This is a genomic window from Pseudomonas sp. TS_SC_3 (genome assembly GCF_056156225.1).
Window position 1 is genome coordinate 3298463 of record NZ_CM149586.1, and the last position, 21768, is coordinate 3320230.

Below are 21768 nucleotides of genomic sequence, written 5' to 3' on the forward strand. Positions count from 1 at the left end.
CACCGCAATCAGAGCAGCGGCAAGGTGTAGCTGACGATCAGACGGTTTTCGTCGATGTCGTTGGCAAAGTTTGAGCGCACAGACGCATTGCGCCAGCGCACGCCCAGATTCTTAAACGTACCTTCCTGGAATACATACATCAGCTCGGTATTACGCTCCCACTCTTTGCCTTCGGAAACGTTGCGACCACGGTCGACGTTGTCACCGGTCAGGTAGCGGGTCATGAATGTCAGACCCGGAATACCGATAGAGGCAAAGTTGAAGTCATAGCGTGCCTGGTAGGACTTCTCGTCTTTGTTACCAAAGTCACCGATCTGTACATAGTTAACCAGGAACGGGTCGGTGCCATTGATATAGGCAAAGCCGGTATCGCCGCTCATCTTCTGGTAACCCAACCCGAAAGCGTGACCGTCTAGGCCGTAGGTAACCATGGCGCCAATGGCCGTATTGTCTACGTTACTGCGATTACCATCGTCGGTAGAACGAGCGTATCGCAGGTCAGTCTTCAAGCTTTGCTTGTCGCTCAGCGGCAGTACATGCACAGCGTTGAAGGAGTGCTGTTTGTACAGTTCGTCCATGTTGGAATAGTAATAACCAGCAGTCAGGTCTTTGCTGATTTTGTAGGTGCCGCCGATAAAGTCGAACGAATCGGAGGTAGCGCCGCCGCTCAAACGAATACCGCGCGTGCCTACAGCGCCAGTTTTACTGGTAAAGCTATTGGTGATGGAGATGTCTTCGTAATCATTAGAGTTACGGTTGTTTACTTCGCGGATGTGCGCAGCCTCCAGCATCAGGCCGTCAATTTCCTGAGAGACCAGGTGCCCTGCTTCAAAAACCTGTGGCAGCAAGCGGCTGTCGCTGGAAGCGATGGCAGCATTTTTAAACTGCATTTGACCAACGCGCAGGGTGCTGTTGGACAGCTTGACCTTGGCAGCCACAGCCAAATCGGAAGAGTTGTCCTGCGAACCACCGGAACCATCCGGCACCAGCAAACCGCTGCCCGAAGTGCCACCACCGGAATCCAGCTTAAAACCGAACATGCCAATCGCGTCGGCGCCGAAGCCAACTGTGCCATCGGTGAAACCGGAATTAGCGCGCAAAATAAAGCCTTGCGCCCACTCTTCCTGCTTGGACTGGCTCTGCGACGGAGCCTCGCTGTTGCCTTGACGGAAATCGCGGTTGAAATAGAAGTTACGGGCTTCGAGGGTGGCCTTGCTGTCACCAATAAAGTCGGCAAACGCCGCTTGGCTCAGGGACAAGCCCAGGGTGCTGGCAGCAACGGCCAGGGCCAGGGAGGTTTTTCTCATTATGGTTCTCCAGTTGTGTGGGTTGCACATCGGCACGGTACTGTCTTCAGCCAGTGAAGCGGCAGGCGCGCACCGAATTCGGGGTTATTACAGGGCCATAAACAGGCAGGCAAACGTCTGCCCACATCAACAAAGGCCGGGTAATAAACAAAATCAGGTGGGCACGTAAAGGCAGTCAGCGCGAGCTGGGGAATGAGCACAGAGCAGCGGACGGCTAACAATCATGGTGTAGGTCTCTTCATTGTTATTGTCGGCCGACGCTCACGGCCGTTGTGCGCTGAGCTTAGGCAGATACTGTGCCAGCCGCCGGGAAAGCGGGTAAGCGCCTGTATTTCAACGCGTTGGAAATCAGCAATAAGGGTTTTGACCACACGACCAGCAAGCCTATAGGCGGATTATTGCCGATCAAAAAACCCCAAAAGGCGGGTTATCGCCAACCAAAGCCGCTGCAGCAACGAACTAACCCACCAGTACCCTGCGGTTTGGCATTGCACGCTCAAGCAAGGATAGGCTGCGCTACCCGCCCTTCTTGTCGTGAGTGGACCGCAGAAACACCAGCCCGCTGCAATGGCGGGCTTGGCGGAGAACACTGGATTAAGCGGCGTTGACCGGACGCAGCGAATAGGTTTTCAACTGCTCGGCAAATTCGCGCAGCGACTGAATACCGCTGGCCTCGGCGTCGCTCACCCAGTGCTTGATGGCTTCGAGCATGTCATGGCCATTGGCGCTGGTTTTTACCCAGATCTGCTGCAGGGCCAGACGCTTCTCGTAGATTACCTTGAGTGCCTGGCTCTGCTCCAACATGCGCTGGATGCGTGCCTGGTGGCCTTCGTCGAGCAGGCTCGGCTCACGCGACAAAAGACGCTTGGCGCGGTGGAAGTGATGGCGCACGGAGGCATCGGCCTTGGCCAGCTCCTGCTGCACCAGCGGTGCAATAACCAGCTTGCGGTACTGCGCCATGATCTGGAAACGGTTGTTGAGGATGGCCATGGCGGTATCCATGTCTAGGCTACGCTTGCCTTCCACCCGGTGAGCGATGGGCGCAACGCGCTGCACCTTGGCCAGACCGAAGACGCTGAACAGCTTGATCCAGAACCAGCCCATGTCGAATTCCCATGCCTTCACCGACAGCTTGGCTGAGTTCGGATAAGTGTGGTGATTGTTGTGCAGCTCTTCACCGCCGATCAGGATGCCCCAGGGCACTAGATTGGTGGCGGCATCGCGGCATTCGAAGTTGCGATAGCCGACAGCATGGCCGAGGCCGTTGATCACACCCGCCGCCCACACAGGAATCCACATCATCTGGATCGCCCAGATGGTGATACCCGCCGCGCCGAACAACGCAAGATCGATCACCGCCATCAGGCTGATACCCGCCATGGGGAAACGCGAATAAAGGTTGCGCTCGATCCAGTCTTCCGGGCAGTTCTTGCCATAAATACGCAAGGTTTCCGGGTTCTTCGCTTCTTCGGCGTACAATTCGGCGCCGGTACGCAGCACAGTGCCCAGGCCTTTAATCACCGGACTGTGCGGGTCATCGACAGTTTCGCATTTGGCATGGTGCTTACGGTGGATCGCGGTCCACTCGCGGGTGTTCTGCGCGGTGGTCAGCCACAGCCAGAAACGGAAGAAGTGTTTCAGCACCGGATGCAGCTCCAGCGCACGGTGCGCGGAGTAGCGATGCAGATAAACCGTTACGCTGACGATGGTCACGTGCGTCATCACTAGCGTGACTGCAATCAACTGCCATACCGACAGATCAAGAAAACCGTTGTACCACATGGATCATGTGCCTCGTGCAGAAGGAAAGACGCCGCCGCTTTTTAGCACACGTCAGAAGTATTATCCCTGACCCGGATCAGAAAACCAGTTGGTCTTTTGCATAAGAATGCCGCCCCCCTTTAAACACCTATACTGCCGGCTCAAGAAAAAGGATCAATTGTTAACCCATGAATGTTGCCCACGGCGCTTGGCGCCCGACCCTCCGCTATTTGCTGGCCGCAGTACTCTGGGTGCTCTTGGGCGATGGTGTGCTGGCTGCCCTGGAGCTGCCCCAACCCCAACTAGAATGGGCACAACTGCTGAAGGGATTGGTGTTTGTGCTGCTTACCGCTGCCCTGCTGTACAGCGTTTTACGCAACCATCAGCACCAGTACCAGCAGGCCAATCAGGCCCTGCAAGCCAGTGAAAAGCGTCTGGAGTTGGCCATTGAAGCCGCCAAAGACGGCATGTGGGACTTAGACCTGCAAAACCATAGGGTGTATTTCTCCCCCGGCTACGCCGACCTGCTCGGCATCCCCGCCACCGCCCTGAGCGATGAACAGCAATGGCTGCAACGCCTGCACCCGGATGACCGCGTGGCTTTTGAGCGCAACCTGCAGCAGCGTCTGGCTGCGCGCAACCAGGCGCCTTATGAAGTTAACTACCGCTTGCTGCATCAGGATGGCAGCTACCGCTGGATTCAATCACGCGGGCGCCTGCTGCTCGATGAGCATGACCAGCCGGAGCGACTGATTGGCACCGCCAGTGACATCACCCAGCGGCGTCAGGATGAAGACAGCCTGCGCCAGGCCGCGGCGGTATTTGATGCGACCCAGGAAGGCGTACTGGTGACCGATGCCCAGCAGCGTATCGTGCACTGCAACCCGGCCTTTAGCCGCATCACCGGCTACAGCGAGGCGGAAATCATCGGCGAGTCGCCGAGCCTGCTGAAATCCGGCCGCCACGATAAAAGCTTCTACGAAAGCCTGTGGAATGCCCTGCAAAACCGCGGCACCTGGAGTGGCGAGGTGTGGAACCGGCGCAAAAGCGGCGAGATTTACCCGCAATGGCAATGCATCCGGGTGATCCACGATGAACAAGGCAACCTTAGCCATTACGTTGCGGTGTTCTCCGATATCAGCGCGCTGAAACGCTCACAACGCGAGCTCGACTACCTGGCCCACCACGACCCGCTGAGCAACCTGCCCAACCGCCTGCTGTTTACTGAGCGCGTTGAGCACGCCCTTGAGCGCGCCAGACTCGACGGCCAAAACGGCGCAGTCCTGCTGATCGACCTCGACCATTTCAAAAACATCAATGAAAGCCTCGGCCACAGCATTGGCGACCTGCTACTAAAAGAGGTGGGCGAGCGCCTCAGCCAGCAGCTTGGCAACAACATGACCCTGGCGCGCCTGGGCGGCGACGAGTTCGGCCTGCTCTACGAGAACTGCAACGGCGCCGAACAGGCGGCGGTGATGGCTCAACGTCTGCAGGCCAACCTGACCCAGCCATTCAGGATCGACCAGCAAGAGCTGTTCGTCACCGCCAGCATCGGCGTCAGCCTGTATCCCTTTGAGGCGGGCGATGTCGGCCAGGTGCTGCGCAATGCCGATTCGGCGTTATTCAAGGCCAAGAGCAGCGGCCGCGAGAGCTACGCGTTCTACAGCCAAGAGCTGACCGAACACGCCCGCCAACGCGTCGAACTGGCCAGTGCCCTGCGCCACGCCCTGGATAACCAAGAGCTGTGCGTTTACTACCAGCCGCTGATTTGCCTGCGCAAGCAAGAGATGATCGGGGTCGAAGCCCTGGTGCGCTGGCAACATCCGCAGCGCGGCTTGGTCGCGCCCGGTGAATTTATCCCGATAGCCGAAGAAAGCGGGCTGATCGGCACCATCGATGCCTGGGTGCTGGAGCAAAGCTGCCTGCAGATGGTCGCTTGGCAAGCCGCCGGTCATACCCTGCAATTCGTCGCGGTGAATGTCTCCAGCCGCCTGTTCAGCCGCGGCAAGCTCGACCAACAGGTGGCCGAGGTACTGCGCCGCACCGGCCTCAACCCAGGCCATCTGGAGCTGGAAGTCACCGAAAGCGCGGTGATGGACAACCCCGACGCCGCGCTGGCTTTGCTCGAACGTTTGCGCGCACTCGGCATACGCCTGGCCATTGATGACTTCGGCACGGGCTACAGCTCCCTGGCGCGCCTCAAGCGCCTGCCGGTGCATAAGCTCAAGCTCGACCAAAGCTTTGTCCGCGGCCTGCCGCATGACCCAAGCGATGTGGCGATCACCCGCGCGGTGCTCGGCCTCGGCCACAGCCTAGGGCTCAAGGTATTGGCGGAGGGCATTGAGCACATTGAGCAGATCGAGTTACTCCAGCAGCTCGGCTGCGACCATGGCCAGGGCTATTATTTCGGTCATCCACAACCGGCAGAACAGCTGACGCGGCAATTAGCTGCGCGCTCCGGCGCGCAACGCACTGAGGCATAACTCAGACCGGCCGTAACTGACGACCGCAGCAGCGCCGATCGGCGCATACCGATCACCAGCCTGCGCCGCAGCAACCCAGTGATAGACCCGGCCCGCGTCATAGCGTGGCCGCAAGCGAATTGCAGTGACCCCAAGAGCCTCTATGCACGCCTGTAATGAGCCTGATTGATGGATAAGCCGAGCAAACCCACCACCATTTACTGGATCGTCAGCCTTGGCAGCCTCGCCCTGGCGATCTTCTTCAGCTTGCTGGGCGGTTTTGCCCTGAATGAACGGGAAACCTTGTGGAACCTGCAACTGGCCAAACAGCATGAGCTGCAAAGCCTGACCCTGCGCAACAGCCAGCAGGAGTTGCAGAAGCAAGCACAATTGCTCGGCGAGATGCTTGCCGCTGACGCCGAGCTGGTCGAGCTGGTGCGCCAGGCTCATGCCTTGCACAGCAACGACCCGGCGAACCAACAGGGCCTGAACAGCATTCGCAGCCAGCTGTATAACCACCTCAGCCCGCGCTGGCGCGAGCTGCAAAACATCCGCGCGTTTGCCTTGTCGGTGCATCTGGCGCCCAACGCTGAGGTGCTACTGCGGGTGCATGAGCCACAGCGGTTTACCGACTTTCCGGCCGCACAGCGGCCCATGCTACTCGACAGCCTGCGCCAGTCCTCGGTCACCACAGGTATGACGGTGGATGGCGAAAACCTGAGCATGCACGCCATCGTGCCGCTGCGTGTGGCAGGCCCAGCGGACACATCAAACGTCGGTGCGTTAGAAGTCAGCCTGGATCTGCTGAACAACCTGCAACAGCTGGATAACGAGCTGGAGGCGGGCGTCGCCCTGCTGCTCAAGCGCCCAACAGCGATGCCGGATAGCCATGGCGAGGCGCCCGGCGCAGCTGTTGCGGGCAGTGAATACTGGCACCTGGCGGGCTTTTCCCAAGTGCAGGTGCAACGCTGGAAGGCGCAGCAACGCCTGCCTGACCCCAAGGCAGGCAACACCTTCAAACTGCTGGATGATCAAGCGCGAACCTACCTGCTCAATCAAGTGCGCTTAAGCGACTACCAAGCCGCTACCCGCTTAAGCGACAGCCCTTTGCTGGCCCTGACCTGGCGCGATGTCACCGAGCAGTACACCCTGTATGAGCGCGATAAACGCTGGTTGCTGGGCAAATGGCTGCTGGCCTGGCTCGCCGCCGAAGCGCTGCTGCTGTTGCTGCTGCAAGCCACTCGGCACAGCAGCCAGGCGTTGATGCGCCAGCATCACAGCGAACTGCAGACCAAGCATCAGCAAACCGAAGAGTCGCGCCAACTGCTGGCGCTGATTACCCAGGTGCAGGCGGCCTATATCAATGCGGACAACCAGCGCGAAGCCTTCGACACCCTGCTCACACGGATTCTCGAAGTCAGCGCCAGCCAGTTCGGGTTTGTGGGTGAAATCCTGCTCGACGACCTCGGCGCGCCCTATCTGCGCACCTTCGCCATCAGCAATATCGCCTGGGATGAACAAAGCCGTGCGTTCTACGCGGCCCATGCGCCGCAAGGTCTGGCGTTTCGTAACCTCGACAGCCTGTTCGGCCAGGTGATTCGCAGTGGCCAGCCGCTGATCAGCAACGACCCCGCCAACCACCCGCAAAGCGCCGGTTTGCCACCGGGGCACCCGCCACTACTGGCATTTGCCGGCCTGCCGATTCATGCCAACGGCGAGCTTGTGGGCATGCTCGGCCTGGCCAACCGCGAGGGCGGCTACAGCGCCGACTTCACCACCCGGTTACAGCCATTGCTGACCACCCTCGGCCAGTTGCTGGATGCGCTGCGCCGTGATCAGCAGCGCGAGCACGCCCAGCAACGCATGCAGCGCCAACAGGCAGCCCTGCGCGCGCTCAACGAAATTGCCGCGCTGCCCAAGCTCAGTACAAAAGAGCAACTGCGCCAGGCCCTGCAGCTGGGTGCGCAGTTCTATGGCATGCCGATCGGCATCATCAGCCAGATCGAGGCGCAGGATTATCGGGTGATGGTGCAGGTATCACCGCCTGACAGCCTGCAGGATGACCAGCACTTTGCCCTCGGCGATACCTACTGCAGCATCGCGCTGCGGAGCAACGATGTGCTGGCCATTGCCGCCATGGGCGCCAGTGAATACGCCGCGCACCCCTGCTACCCGCTGTTTGCCCTGGAAAGTTACATCGGCACCAGTATCTGGGTCGCCGGCCAGCGCTTTGGCACGCTGTCCTTTTCCTCAAGCGCAGCCCGCAGTACGTTGTTCGATGAAGCCGACAGCGAGTTCATGCGCCTGTTCGCCCGCTGGGTTGGCGCCTCCCTCGAGCGCCTGCAACACGAAGAGCAGATCCGCGATGCACGGCGCTTCCTGCAGGCGATACTCGACTCGGCCACTGGCGTGGCCATCATCACCACCGACAGCAGCGGCCTGATCACCCTGTTCAACTCGGGCGCCGAACGCCTGCTGGGCTATCGCAGCACGGAAGTGATCGGCCAGCAAAGCCCGGCGCTGTTCCACCTCGCCGAGGAAATCCAGGCGCGCGGCGGTCAGCTGAGCCAGCGATTCGGGGTGCAAATCAGCGGCTTTGCCGTGTTTACCCACCTCCCCGATCAAGGCGAACCCGAAACCCGCCAGTGGACCTACCGGCGCAAAAACGCTGAGCAGCGCATCGTCAACCTCACCGTCAGCACCATGCGCGATGCCGAGGGCGCGATCAGCGGCTACCTGGGCATCGCCAGCGACATCAACGACTTGCACCAGACCACTCGCGCCCTGCAAAAAAGTGAGACGCGCTTCCGTGGCCTGGTGGCCAACCTGCCCGGCGCGGTGTACCGCTGCCGCAGTGATGCGAACTGGACCATGAGCTACCTGAGCGACGAGATTCAGGCCCTCAGCGGCTATCCCGCCAGTGACTTCATCAACAATGCGGTGCGCAGCTTCTCCAGCCTGGTGCACCCCGACGACCGGCCCATTACCTACCGCGCGGTGGCGGCTATCGAACGGCAGGAGTCCTTCGAACTGACGTACCGGCTGCTGCATGCCGACGGCCGCAGCGTGTGGGTGCGGGAAAAGGGCCGTGGCGAATTCAACAGTGAGGGGCAGCTGCAATGGGTTGCCGGGTTTATCTGGGACATCAGCGACCGCAAGGATGTGGAAGACAAGTTGCTGCTTAGCCAACAGCGGTTCAGCAGTGCCTTCAGCACCGCGCCCCAGGGCATGGCCCTCGTCTCCCTGCAAGGCCGGTGGCTGGAAGTCAACGATCAGCTCTGCGAGATGCTCGGCTACAGCCGTCAAGAATTGCTGAGCACCGACTTTCAACAGATCACCCACCCCGATGATCTGGACGCAGACCTGCACAATATCGAGGAGCTGCTGGCCGGTGAAATCAGCACCTACCAGATGGAAAAGCGCTACTTCGACAGCCAGGGGCGCATCATTTGGGTGTTGCTCAGCGTGGCGCTGGTTCGCGACAGTGATCACCAACCCTCACACTTTGTCTCGCAAATTCAGGACTTCAGCGAGCGAATCGCCGCGGAAATGGCCATTCGCGAACGCGAGGATTACCTGCGCACCCTGCTCAACAACGTACTCGACGCGATCATCACCGTCGATCAACAGGGTTATATCGAAACCTTCAACCACGCGGCCGAACGTATCTTCGGCTACAGCCACCTGGAAGTCTCCGGGCACCGCGCCACTCTGCTGCTGCCCGAACCACAGCGTTCGATGCGCGCCCGCTACGTCAACCATTTCCTCAAAACCGGCATCCGCCAGGTCCTCGGTAAAGAAATCGAGATGACCGCCATGCGCAGTAATGGCGAAACCTTCGCCATTGAGGTGGCCATCTCGCAGATCAGCCACCAGGGCGAGCGGCGCTTTATTGCGGTGATCCGCGACATCGACGAGCGCAAACGCATCGAGCGGATGAAAAACGAGTTCGTCTCCACCGTAAGCCATGAGCTGCGCACACCGTTGACCGCGATTGCCGGTTCCCTCGGCCTGATCAATGGCGGGGCCCTGGGTCCGGTGCCGGCCAGCATGCAGCAGATGCTGCAAATCGCCCAAGACAACAGCCAGCGCCTCAACCTGCTGATTAACGACTTGCTCGACATGGACAAGCTGGTGGCAGGCAAGATGCTCTTCAACCTGCGCGACGAAGCCCTGCAACCGCTGCTGGAGCAGGCCGTGGAGGAAAACCAGCCCTACGCCAGCCATTACCAAGTGCACCTCACACTGCAGGGCCCGCCGAACCAGGCCGTGGTCAGCGTTGATAAGCTGCGCCTGACCCAAGTGTTGGCCAACTTTCTGTCGAATGCGGCCAAGTTCTCGCCCCAAGGGCAAACCGTGCAGATCAGCACGCAGCAGCACGACGACCGTGTTCGCGTCAGCGTGACCAACCAGGGCGCCGGCGTTCCGGAAAACTTTCAGGCGCGGATCTTCAGCAAATTCTCCCAGGCCGACGCCACCGATACCCGGCAAAAAGGCGGCACCGGCCTGGGCCTGGCGATCAGCAAGGAAATCATCGAACGCATGGGCGGGCAGATTGGTTTTGACTCAACCCCCGGCCATGGCGCGACGTTCTGGTTCGAACTGACTAATCTGGCGCCAGAGGGGCGATAGCCAAATCGCCAGCACACTCCGGGGACACTCCGCATGCCTGACCTGCAACGCATCCTGCATGTGGAAGACGCCCCTCGATCCAGGCAGTGACCAAACGGGCCCTGGAGGGTGTCGGCGGTTTTCAGGTCCTCAGCTGCGTCTGCGGTCAGGACGCACTGGACCACCTGCACGACTTTGCCCCCAACTTTATCCTGCTGGGCGTGATGATGCCGGGCATGGACGGCCCGCAAACACTGGCCCATACCGCGCGGCAGATCGACATCAAGCCGGTGCCGGTGGTTTTGATAGCCTATGTGCAGCCCGGAGAAATCGGGGGCAATAACGCTTCTCTGCCACCGCCCACAAGTAGCCACGGTCACGCCCTTCGAACCTCGCACTAACCCCGGTTACCGCGAGGGCACGGTCGCAGCACGCGCCATTCAAGCTTTACAAATCATGTCAAAGCCGGAACTAGGCGCAGAATTGTTGTACAAACGTTGTGCAAAACAAATAACCCTGTATCAGGAGATTTTTATGTTTGCTCAACTAAGCTCGACCACCCAGCGCCTTAAGCGCACGCTGATGCTAGCCACCGCTACCCTGACCGTCGCGGCGATGCCGGCCTTTGCCGACATGCACGGCGACAAGAAAGACATCGTCGACACCGCTGTCGCCGCCGGTCAATTCAACACGCTGGTAACCGCCGTTACCGCCGCCGGCCTGGTGGACACCCTCAAGGGTGATGGCCCTTTCACCGTCTTCGCGCCCAATGATGCGGCATTCGCCAAGATCCCCAAGAGCGACCTTGATGCCCTGCTGGCCGACAAGGAAAAGCTCACCGCCGTGCTCACCTACCACGTGGTACCGGGCAAGTTGATGGCGGCTGACCTGGCCGGCAAAACTGGCCTGAAAACCGTACAAGGTGGTGACCTGACGCTGGATACCAGCAATGGCGTTACCGTTGACGGTGCCTCGGTCGTGGCTGCCGACATCCAGACCAGCAACGGCGTGATTCACGTCATCGACTCGGTGGTGCTGCCCAAGTAAGCACTTGGCTAGAGCCGCGCAACACGTAAAGGCCGACCCTGTTTAGGGTCGGCTTTTTGTTATTGGGCAAGCGCTAAAAGCGACTCGCACTTGGCTTTATGAAATTTATGGCGTAAGTTTTCATGAAATTATTCAAATAAATTTCACGAGGCGCGCCATGTTCAAACAATCCGCCCAGCATATCGGCACTTACTACGCCGGCACCTACCCAGGTCCGATCCCGCTGCGCCCGCGCCTGCAGGAAGCGTTGCAATGCGATGTGCTGATCATCGGCGGCGGCTTCAGCGGCCTGCACACGGCCCTGCGCCTGGCCCTGGCCGGCAAAAAGGTGGTGCTGCTGGAAGCCAGCCGCCTGGCTTGGGCGGCCTCCGGGCGTAACGGTGGTCAGGCACTGCCGGGCTGGTCTTGTGATATGCCGCCGTTCGAGAAGGCCCTTGGTCTGGAACGCGCCCGCCGCTTGTGGGACAGCATGGTCTGGGCCGCCGATGAAATGCGCGAGCTGCCCACACGGCACAACTTCGATATCGATTACCGCACCGGCGCCATCTACACCGCCGTGCTGCCGCGCCGCGTAAAGCAGTTGCAGGAGAGCCTGGAAGAAGCCGAGCAAAAGTACGGCTACACCCAGCTGAGCTTTATTCCCAAAGAGCAGCTACCCGAGTGGATTGCCAGCCCGCGCTACCTGGCCGCGCTGCATGACAGCGGCGCCGCCCACCTCAACCCACTGAAATTAGCCCAGGGCCTGGCAACAGCCATTGAAGCAGCGGGCGGGCAGATTTTCGAACAGACCAAAGCGTTGAGCTATCAAGAGACGGCGGGCGGTTATGTGGCGCGCACCGAGCACGGTGAAGTGCGCAGCGATGTGCTGGTAATGGCCTGCAACGCCTACATCGATAAGCTCGACCCACACCTGGCGAAACGCCTGCTGCCGGTCGGCTCCTACCAAGTCGCCACCGCACCGCTGGATCCGGAACTGGCACGCTCGCTGTTCCCGCAGGGCACTTGCGCCATCGACAACCAGTTCGTACCGGACTACTTCCGCGTCACCCCGGACAATCGCCTGCTGTTCGGCGGCGGCTGCACCTACCTCGGCGGCATCCCAGCGGACGTGCCGGCGGCCACCCGGCCGTATCTGGAGCGGGTGTTCCCGCAACTGCGCGGCGTGCAAATCGACTACGGCTGGGGCGGGCATATCGACTGCACGATGCAGCGCACCCCGGATGTCGGCCGCAACGGGCAGAAGTACTGGCTACAAGGCTTCTCTGGCCACGGCATCCTGCCGACCCTGGCCGCCGCCCGCGCAGTGAGCGATGCGATCCTCGGTGACGCCGACCTGCTTGAGCTGTACCAAGGCCTGAGCAACCCACGCTTCCCCGGCGGCGACCTGCTCGCCGCACCGATCGAAGCGGTGGGCAAGGCTTGGTATCGCCTGCGCGATGTGATTTAAGGAAGTTGACCATGGATATGCAGGAAGAAGTCGAAGGTCTGGCGATCCTGATCCGCGACCTGCGCAAGCACAAGAACCTCACCCTCGGTGAGCTGGCCGCGCGCATCGACCGCTCGGTGGGCTTTCTCTCCCAGGTCGAACGCGGCCTGTCGCGCCCGACCGTGGCTGACCTCACCGCGATCAGCGAAACCCTCGGCGTGCCGACCACCTATTTCTACAGCCTGAGCAAGCCACGCGACGTGCCCTGGGTCACACGTCCCGACGAGCGCCGCACGCTGTACTACGCCGGCGGCATCACCGATGTGCTGGCCTCACCGACCATGGCCGGCGGCTTCTCCATGCTCGAAAGCCGTTTGGACCCCGGTGCCACCAGCGGCGACGGTCACCTGAACGACAGCTCCGAACAAGGCGGCTTTGTCCTCGAAGGCGAGTTGACCATCTGGTACGGCGACGCCGCCGCGCCGGTCACCCTCGGCCCGAATGACAGCTTCCAATTGCCGCCGCACGCACAGTTTCGCTACGCCAACCTTTCCGACTTACCCACACGAGTGCTTTGGGTTTTCACCTAACCCGCGCAAATACCACCATGACAATAACAACAGCATTCCCCGACCTGCTCAGCGAAGTCCGCGCCTTCCGCAGCGCCCACCCCGAGGTGCGCTATGTCGACCTGATCAGCCTGGATATTCCCGGGCATTTCTACGGCAAGCGCTACCCCATCGACATGCTCGAGAAGGTCGCCGCCGGCAGCCCGCTGAAAATCCCGCAAAACTGCGTGCTCCTCGGCGTACAAGGCGGCCTGCACCCGATTGGCGATTACTGCTTTAACGACGGCGACCCGGACGCCCCACGCCGCTTGATCCCCGGCACGCTCAAACCCGTACGCTGGGAAAGCCAGCCGCTGGGGCAGATGCTGATCAGCTCCGACGGCACCGAAGCGCCGATCGAATTCGAACCGCGCGAAGTACTCGCCCGCGTGCTCAAGCGCCTGGCAACACGCGGTATCCGTCCGGTGGTGGCCTTCGAGCTGGAGTTCTATCTGTTTGATCGCAAGCTGCAAGACGGCTTGCCGCAGTTCCCCCGCGACCCGCTGTGCGACGATGCCGATGACCAGCCGAACATGCACATTGAACGCCTGTCGCGCTTTAGCGATGTGCTGCACGAGATCGTCGACGCTGCCAATGAGCAGGGCGTGGACGCCAACGTGATCACCGCCGAGCTTGGCCCCGGCCAGTTCGAGATCAACTTCGGCCATTGCGACGACGGCCTACGCGCCGCCGACTGGGCCGCCTTGTTCTGCCGCAGCACCCGTGGCGTGGCGCTCAAGCACGGCCAGCGCGCCAGCTTTATGAGCAAGCCCTACCTGCAGGCGCCGGGCAGCGGTATGCATGTGCACGTCAGCCTGTATGACGCGGCCGGCAACAACCTGCTGGCCGCCGATGAGCAGCGCCCGCTGCGCCACGCCGTGGCCGGCTGCCTGGAACTGCTGCCGCACTGCATGCCGATCTTCGCCGCCAACCACAACGCCTTCCGCCGCTACGGCGCCATGGTCAACGCCGCCAGCCGCGCCAGCTGGGGTTATGAGGACCGCGACGCGTGCATCCGCATCCCCGAGTCAGACGGCAAGAACCTGCGCATCGAACACCGCCTGGCCGGCGCCGATGCCAACCCTTATCTGGTGCTGGCGGCGATTCTCACCGGTATGGAACACGGCCTGGATGCCGGCCAGGAGCCGATTGCCCCGCTCAACGAAAACCGCCAGAGCGGCATCGACTTCCCTCAGGACATGCTCGGCGCAGTCAGCGCCATGCGCGACCATCCGGTGGTCAACCAGGGCCTGGGCAGTGAGTTCGTGATGGTCTACTGCGAAAACAAGCGCCAGGACCACCTGGCCTTTATGCAGGAAGTCAGTGCGCGGGAATACCGCTGGTTTCTCTAACAAACAGCGCGCCCGTTGCCTTGGCAGCGGGCGCGCGACTTCAACGCAATAGATACACCGCCAACCCGGCTAGCGCCGACACCAGCAGCACCTCCATCACCCCACGCTTAAAGCGCAGCAGCGCCAGCACCGCCGCCACGGCCAGTCGAAAGTGCCGGTAAAGCCTTGCGGCCAGAGCACGTGGTAGGCAAAGAACAGCGCCAGATTCAGAATCACCCCGACCACGGCAGCGGTAATCGCGGTCAGCGGCGCGGTGAATTTCAACTCGCCATGGGTCGACTCTACCAGCGGCCCACCAGCGAGAATAAACAGGAAGGACGGCAGAAAGGTAAACCAGGTGACCAGCGCCGCCGCCAGCGCGCCGCTGACAAAGCCCGACTCGCCGCCGAACACCGGCTGCAGATAAGCCCCGACAAACGCCACAAACGCCACCACCATGATCAGCGGCCCCGGCGTGGTTTCGCCCAAGGCCAGGCCGTCGATCATCTGTGTCGGCGTCAGCCAGCCGTAATGACCGATGGCGCCCTGGTACACATACGGCAGCACCGCATACGCGCCGCCAAAGGTCAGCAGCGCCGCCTTGGTAAAGAACCAGGCCATCTGCGTCAGCGTGCCGTCCCAGCCATACAGCCAGGTCAACAGGCCCATCGGCAGCAGCCAGAGCAGCGCACCCACCGCTAGCAACAACGCCAGGCGCGACGCGCGAAAGCGCGTATGCGGCAGCACCGGACTGTCATCATCAATCAGCGCCGGGCCGTAAGACTTGCCCTGTTGCGCATGCCCACCACCCAGGCTGAACTGCTGCGGCAACAGTCGACCACCCAGATAGCCGAGCAGCGCCGCGCCAAGCACGATCAACGGAAACGGCAGATTGAAGGCAAAGATGGCGACAAAGGACGCCCCGGCAATGCCCCACAGCCAGTTGTTCTTTAGCGCCCGTGAGCCTATGCGCCAGGCCGCCTGCATGACGATGGCGGTGACCGCCGGCTTGATCCCGTAGAAAATCCCCGCCACCAGCGGCACATCACCGAAGGCGATATACAGCCAGGACAGGCCGATCAGGATAAACAGCGACGGCAGCACGAACAGCACTCCGGCAATCACCCCGCCCCAGGTGCGGTGCAGCAGCCAGCCGATATAAGTGGCCAGCTGCTGCGCCTCTGGCCCCGGCAGCAGCATGCAGTAGTTCAGGGCATGGAGAAAACGCCGCTCGGACAGCCAGCGGCGCTTTTCCACCAACTCCTGATGCATGATCGCGATTTGCCCGGCCGGCCCGCCGAAGCTGATCAGGCCGAGCTTCAGCCAGAACCAGAAGGCTTCGCGCAGGCTAACAGCAGGTGGCGCAGACGGTTCGGACATATAGGCAACTCACGGCGATAAAAACGGTCGCACTATAGCGCGAGCGCATGACGATTTAAGCGCGCACCGTTCAAGCCCGGACGCAGATTTCCGTATACTGGGCGGCGCTGCATCCCCCTTAACCTACCCGTGAAGCGCTCTGTGAAAATTCGCCATTCGCTAGTAAGCCTGCTGCTGATCTGCAGCTGCGTTGTAGTTGCCTCGAACACCCAGGCCGCCCCCGCCAAACAACAGGACCTGGCCGCCGGCAGCGCCCTGCTGATCGACCTGCAGACCAATAAAGTGCTCTACGAGCGCAATGCCGACAGCGTGGTGCCGATTGCCTCGGTGACCAAGTTGATGACCGCCATGGTCACCCTCGACGCCAAGCTGCCGCTGGATCAGCAACTGCCGATCATGATTCGCGACACCCATGACATGCGCGGCGTATTTTCCCGTGTGCGCGTGGGCAGCGAGCTGAGCCGCCGCGATATGCTGCTGCTGGCCCTGATGGCCTCGGAAAATCGCGCCGCCGCCAGCCTGGCACACCACTACCCGGGCGGCCATGCGGCCTTTGTCGCGGCGATGAATGCCAAGGCCCGCGCCCTGGGCATGAAGCATTCGCGCTTTGTCGAGCCCACCGGCTTGTCGGAGCACAACGTCTCCAGCGCCCGCGACCTGGTGCTGATGCTCAAGGCCGCACGCCAGTACCCGCTGATCAGCCAGTTCAGCACCACCTCGGAAAAGACCCAAGCGTTCCGCAAGCCCAACTACACCCTGGGTTTTCGCAACACCAACAACCTGGTGCGCAAGCCCGGCTGGAGCGTGCAGCTGAGCAAAACCGGCTACACCGGTGAGGCGGGCCGCTGCTTGGTGATGAATACCGTGATGAATAACCGCCCAGTGGCGTTCGTGGTGCTGGATGCCTTCGGCAAATACACCCACATGGCCGACGCCAACCGCCTCAAGCGCTGGCTGGAAACCGGCAAGGTCACCGCCGTGCCGCCCGCCGCCATCAGCTACCGCCAGCAAAAGCTGGCGCAGCGCGAGGCCAACACCGCGCAATAAACCCTGAAAACCAAAAGGCCCGCAGCACGTGCGGGCCTTTTGGTATCAGCCAGTCACTCAGCTGTTGTTCAACCCAAACAACGGCTGGCGCATGCCAAACACTAGAAACCGTGCCAATTCGTTGAGCGGCAAGGCCTTGCTGATCAGGTAACCCTGCACCTGATCGCAGCCATACTGGCGCAGCAGCGCCATTTGTTCGGCGTTCTCCACGCCCTCGCCCACCACCTGCAGGTTGAGGTTGTGCGCCAGGTTGATCATTGCCCGCACCAGCTGTCGATTCTCCGCGCGCTCGCCCATGCCGCCGACAAAGCTCTTGTCGATTTTCAGCAGGGTGATTGGCAGGCTGTTCAGGTGCACAAAAGAGGAGAAGCCGGTGCCGAAGTCATCCAGCGAGAAACGCACGCCGAGGCGCCCAAGAGCGAGCATGGTCTGCTGCACCTGATCACTGCGGCGCATCACCGCCGTCTCCGTCAGTTCAAACTCCAGCCACTGCGCGTCCACCCCGCGCTCTTCGATTAAACGGCTGAGGGTCGGCAGCAACTGGCTGTCCTGAAACTGGCGAAACGACAGGTTGATGGCCATGTGCAGTGGCGGCACACCGCGCCCGAGCAGCCACTGCATATCGCGTAACGCACGGCTGATCACCCAGTAACCGAGCGGCACAATCAGCCCGCTTTCCTCGGCCAGCGGTATAAATTCATTGGGCCCGAGCAGGCCATGCTGGCTGTGCCGCCAACGCACCAGCGCCTCCAAACCAACAACGCCTCCGGTTTTCAGGCACAGGCGCGGCTGGTAGTGCAGCTCCAGCTCATCACGGCGTAAGGCGCGGCGCAGCTCGCTTTCCAAGTCAACTTGGTTGCGTGCGCTGCGGTTGATCCGCTCGTTATAGACATGAAAGGTGCAACCTTGCTGGCTCTTGGCCTGTTGCATGGCGATGTGCGCATGCCACATCAACGAGTCAGCATTGCTGTTGGCACGGGAGTGAGCCAAGCCCAGGCTGCAGCCAATCAGCAGGCTTTCGCCGTCGATCCAGTACGGCTCGCCGAGGGCTTCGGTAATCTGTGCGGCCAGGCGCTCGGCGCGCTGCGGATCGCGGCGGTTGTCGAGCAACAAGGCGAATTCATCACTGCCCAAACGGGCCACTTGATCGCCGGCCTGCAGCGGCGCTTTGATCCGCGCCACCACTTGCCGAATCAGGCTGTCGCCGCCTTGGTAACCGAGGGCATCGTTGGCGTGACGGAAGTTGTCCAAATCAAGATGGCCGAGGGTCAGGCCGCGGCCCTCGTCCTCCGCCAAACGTGCGGCAAGCAGCGTTTGGAAGCCCTGGCGGTTGGCAATCCCGGTTAAGGCATCATGCCCAGCCAAACGCTGCACGGTGTCGTTAAGGCTGCCACGCTCGCGCGCATAGCGCAGGCAGCGGCGCAGCACGTCGACGCTGAGCTGCTCGCGCACCAGCCAATCGCACACGCCTTCGGGCTCGGCGTCAGGCTCGGCATCCAATAGCAGGATCATCGGCAGCGTACAGCGCCCGGGCGCAGGTAGGCACTGGGCGGTGGTCAACAGCAGCGCATTGCTGGGCGTGTCGAGCAGCGCGCTGGCGGCCTCCCAAGACGGGGCGGTAATCAGTGCATAAGCACTGCCGACCGCACTCAGGCGCTCGCGCAGTAACTGCGCCCAGGCCGGCGTTTCCGCCAACAGCAGCAAGCGTAATGGTTCGACGAACGCGGACAAAAACGTACCCCACAGCACAAGAAAAGAGCATTACAGCCGCTCAGACGCGTCGTAATCGACGTCTAATCACCCACATCCCTGTGTCAGTGGCACCTATGCGGCGACAAAATGCCGACAAGTGGTAGCAGAGTACTGGATTGCACAAATTAGCCAAGCCTGGCGGTTGGCCATTATGCGCACTGCAACACACTTCCAGATGGTCACGGCAGAACGCCTCAGGCCTGTTAAAATGCGCGCCCATTCCATCTGACGATTGACTGATGTCCCGACTGAACCCTCGGCAGCAAGAAGCCGTGAACTACGTCGGCGGCCCTCTTTTGGTGCTCGCCGGTGCTGGCTCCGGCAAGACCAGCGTAATCACCCGCAAGATTGCCCACTTGGTGCAAAACTGCGGCATCCAGGCCCGCCATATCGTCGCCATGACCTTTACCAACAAGGCCGCGCGCGAGATGAAAGAGCGCGTTGGCACCCTGCTCAAGGGCCCGGAAGCGCGCGGCCTGACCGTGTCGACCTTCCACAACCTGGGCATGAACATCATCCGCAAGGAATACGCAGCGCTGGGTTACAAGCCAGGCTTCTCGATCTTCGATGAGGGCGATATCAAGGCGCTGCTCTCGGACATCATGCAGAAGGAGTATTCCGGTGATGACGGCGCCGATGAGATCAAGAACTACATCGGCAGCTGGAAGAACGAGCTGATCCTGCCCGAACAGGCCTTGGCCGAGTCGCGCAACCCCAAGGAGCAGACCGCCGCCATCGTCTACCTGCACTACCAGCGCACGCTCAAAGCCTACAACGCGGTGGATTTCGACGACCTGATTTTGATGCCGGTGAAGCTGTTCCAGGAACACCCGGCCATCCTGGAAAAATGGCAGAACCGCATCCGCTACCTGCTGGTGGACGAATACCAGGACACCAACGCCAGCCAGTACCTGCTGGTGAAGCTCTTGGTGGGCATGCGCAACCAGTTCACCGTGGTCGGCGACGATGACCAGTCGATCTACGCCTGGCGCGGCGCACGCCCGGAAAACCTGATGCTGCTGAAAGAGGACTACCCCTCGCTGAAAGTGGTGATGCTGGAGCAGAACTACCGCTCCACCAGCCGCATCCTCAAGTGCGCCAACGTTCTGATCGCCAACAACCCACATGCCTTCGAAAAACAGCTGTGGAGCGAAATGGGCATGGGCGACGAGATCCGCGTGATCCGCTGCCGTAATGAAGACGCCGAGTGCGAGCGGGTGGCCCTGGAAATCCTCACTGAGCACCTGCGCACCGATCGCCCCTACAGCGACTACGCCATCCTCTACCGCGGCAACTACCAGGCCAAGCTGATGGAGCTGAAACTGCAGCATCATCAGATCCCTTATCGCCTGTCCGGCGGCACCAGCTTCTTCGCCCGCCAGGAGGTGAAGGATTTGATGAGCTACTTCCGCCTGCTGGTTAACCCGGATGACGACAACGCCTTTCTGCGCGTGATCAACGTGCCGCGTCGGGAGATCGGCTCAACCACCCTGGAAAAGCTTGGCAACTACGCCACCAGCCGCAAGATCAGCATGTACGCCGCCGCCGGCGAAATCGGCCTCGGCGAGCAGCTGGATGCGCGCTACACCGAACGCCTGGCGCGCTTTACCAAGTGGATGGACCGGGTGCGCCAGGAATGCGCGCAGAACGACCCGATTGCCGCGATCCGCAGCATGGTCATGGACATCGACTACGAGAACTGGCTGCGGCAGAACGCCTCCAACGACAAGGTCGCCGACGCGCGCATGGGCAACGTCTGGTTCCTCGTCGAAGCGCTAAAGAACACCCTGGAGCGTGACGAAGATGGCGACATGACCATCGAAGATGCCATCGGCAAGCTGGTGCTGCGTGACATGCTCGAACGCCAGCAGGAGGAAGAAGACGGTGCCGAAGGCGTGCAGATGATGACCCTGCATGCGTCCAAGGGCCTGGAATATCCGTCGGTGTATATCCTCGGCGTGGAAGAAGAAATCCTCCCGCACCGCTCCAGCATTGAGGCTGATACCGTCGAAGAAGAACGGCGCCTGGCTTACGTCGGGATCACCCGCGCCAAGCGCAACCTGACCATGACCTTCGCCGCCAAGCGCAAGCAGTACGGCGAGATCATCGACTGCTCACCGAGCCGTTTTCTCGATGAGCTGCCGCCCGAAGACCTGGTCTGGGAAGGCCAGGAAGATGCACCGCCCGAGGTCAAGGCCGCGACCGGTAACTCGGCATTGGCGAATATGCGCGCCCTGCTAAAAAAATAACCTGCAGCCATACATGGATGCATGCTGCGAGTGTTTCGTCGGCATTTGCATCCGCGCTACGCTGTATTCATTTCACCCCGGCGCAGACCGGGCACCAGAAACAACGAGGGTAACCGCGTGGAAGCGCTGAAGCAGAAAATTCGCGATGAGGGCACCGTGCTCTCAGAGCACGTACTTAAAGTCGATGCCTTTCTCAATCACCAGATTGACCCGGCACTGATGCAGCAGATTGGCCATGAATTTGCCCAGCGCTTCGCCGGCCTTGGTATCACCAAGATTGTCACCATCGAAGCCTCGGGCATCGCCCCGGCGGTGATGGCCGGCTTGGAGCTGGGTGTGCCGGTGATTTTCGCCCGCAAATATCAGTCGCTGACGCTCACCGACAACCTGTACACCTCCAAGGTGTTTTCCTTCACCAAGCAGACCGAAAGCACCCTGGCCATCTCAGCCAAGCATTTGAATGCCAAGGATCACGTGCTGCTGATCGATGACTTCCTGGCCAACGGCCATGCCGCCCGCGCCCTGATCGACCTGATCGGCCAAGCCGGCGCCAGCATCGCCGGCATTGGTGTGGTGATCGAGAAGTCCTTCCAGCGCGGCCGTGCCGAATTGGATGAAAAAGGCTATCGCGTCGAATCACTGGCGCGCATCGGCTCGCTCAAAGATGGCCAGGTCAGCTTTATCGAGTAACCGCACCTGCAGCGTTTTAACCGTCGCACCGCGACGGCCAGCGGGATGGCCACCCTGGATGGCCGGCCACAAAAAAGCCGCCTACATAGGCGGCTTT

The 21768-nt window shown here is 61.0% G+C and carries 12 protein-coding genes and 2 pseudogenes; 10 read left to right on the plus strand and 4 right to left on the minus strand.

Features of this window, described 5'->3' with window-relative positions; all coding sequences use genetic code 11:
* Window positions 1-8: 8 nt before the first annotated feature.
* Window positions 9-1307 carry an OprD family porin gene (locus AC0J6G_RS15550; protein ID WP_475249205.1) on the minus strand — a complete coding sequence of 433 codons (1299 nt, stop codon included), beginning with the start codon at window positions 1305-1307 and terminating at the stop codon, window positions 9-11.
* 594 nt (window positions 1308-1901) lie between these two features.
* Complete coding sequence (desA, locus tag AC0J6G_RS15555; protein WP_475249207.1) at window positions 1902-3089, minus strand: delta-9 fatty acid desaturase DesA; 1188 nt, start codon at window positions 3087-3089, stop codon at window positions 1902-1904.
* A gap of 167 nt (window positions 3090-3256) precedes the next feature.
* On the opposite strand from desA, the gene dibA reads away from it, so the two are divergent.
* The 7 genes and pseudogenes from dibA (at window position 3257) to AC0J6G_RS15590 (ending at window position 14574) form a co-directional block, all read left to right on the plus strand.
* The gene (dibA, locus tag AC0J6G_RS15560; RefSeq protein WP_475249209.1) at window positions 3257-5551 is read left to right on the plus strand and encodes a phosphodiesterase DibA; all 2295 of its coding nucleotides are present in this window, start codon (window positions 3257-3259) and stop codon (window positions 5549-5551) included.
* Between the two features lie 168 nt (window positions 5552-5719).
* Entirely contained in the window at window positions 5720-10162 is a 4443-nt protein-coding gene (locus AC0J6G_RS15565) for a PAS domain S-box protein (protein WP_475249211.1), read from the plus strand.
* Window positions 10163-10195: 33 nt separating this feature from the next.
* Window positions 10196-10473: pseudogene (locus AC0J6G_RS15570) on the plus strand (response regulator); the annotation flags it as partial.
* Between the two features lie 202 nt (window positions 10474-10675).
* Window positions 10676-11188 (plus strand): fasciclin domain-containing protein, encoded by a 513-nt coding sequence (locus tag AC0J6G_RS15575; RefSeq protein WP_475249213.1) that lies wholly within the window; start codon window positions 10676-10678, stop codon window positions 11186-11188.
* 157 nt (window positions 11189-11345) lie between these two features.
* Window positions 11346-12635 carry an NAD(P)/FAD-dependent oxidoreductase gene (locus AC0J6G_RS15580; RefSeq protein ID WP_475249214.1) on the plus strand — a complete coding sequence of 430 codons (1290 nt, stop codon included), beginning with the start codon at window positions 11346-11348 and terminating at the stop codon, window positions 12633-12635.
* Window positions 12636-12646: 11 nt separating this feature from the next.
* Complete coding sequence (locus AC0J6G_RS15585) at window positions 12647-13204, plus strand: helix-turn-helix domain-containing protein (RefSeq protein ID WP_475249216.1); 558 nt, start codon at window positions 12647-12649, stop codon at window positions 13202-13204.
* A 23-nt stretch (window positions 13205-13227) separates the two neighbouring features.
* The gene (locus AC0J6G_RS15590) at window positions 13228-14574 is read left to right on the plus strand and encodes a glutamine synthetase family protein (protein WP_475253784.1); all 1347 of its coding nucleotides are present in this window, start codon (window positions 13228-13230) and stop codon (window positions 14572-14574) included.
* A gap of 40 nt (window positions 14575-14614) precedes the next feature.
* On the opposite strand, the pseudogene chrA reads toward AC0J6G_RS15590, so the two are convergent.
* Window positions 14615-15933: pseudogene (chrA, locus tag AC0J6G_RS15595) on the minus strand (chromate efflux transporter).
* 141 nt (window positions 15934-16074) lie between these two features.
* Here chrA and pbpG point away from each other — a divergent pair.
* Window positions 16075-16980 (plus strand): D-alanyl-D-alanine endopeptidase, encoded by a 906-nt coding sequence (gene pbpG, locus AC0J6G_RS15600; protein WP_475249218.1) that lies wholly within the window; start codon window positions 16075-16077, stop codon window positions 16978-16980.
* A gap of 57 nt (window positions 16981-17037) precedes the next feature.
* Here the strand turns inward: pbpG and AC0J6G_RS15605 are convergent, their stop codons facing one another.
* Complete coding sequence (locus AC0J6G_RS15605; RefSeq protein ID WP_475249220.1) at window positions 17038-18711, minus strand: putative bifunctional diguanylate cyclase/phosphodiesterase; 1674 nt, start codon at window positions 18709-18711, stop codon at window positions 17038-17040.
* A 260-nt stretch (window positions 18712-18971) separates the two neighbouring features.
* Between AC0J6G_RS15605 and rep the strand changes: the two genes are divergently transcribed.
* Both rep and AC0J6G_RS15615 read left to right on the plus strand, forming a co-directional pair.
* Complete coding sequence (gene rep / locus AC0J6G_RS15610; protein ID WP_475249222.1) at window positions 18972-20981, plus strand: DNA helicase Rep; 2010 nt, start codon at window positions 18972-18974, stop codon at window positions 20979-20981.
* Window positions 20982-21098: 117 nt separating this feature from the next.
* Complete coding sequence (locus AC0J6G_RS15615) at window positions 21099-21671, plus strand: xanthine phosphoribosyltransferase (RefSeq protein ID WP_475249224.1); 573 nt, start codon at window positions 21099-21101, stop codon at window positions 21669-21671.
* Window positions 21672-21768: the final 97 nt, after the last annotated feature.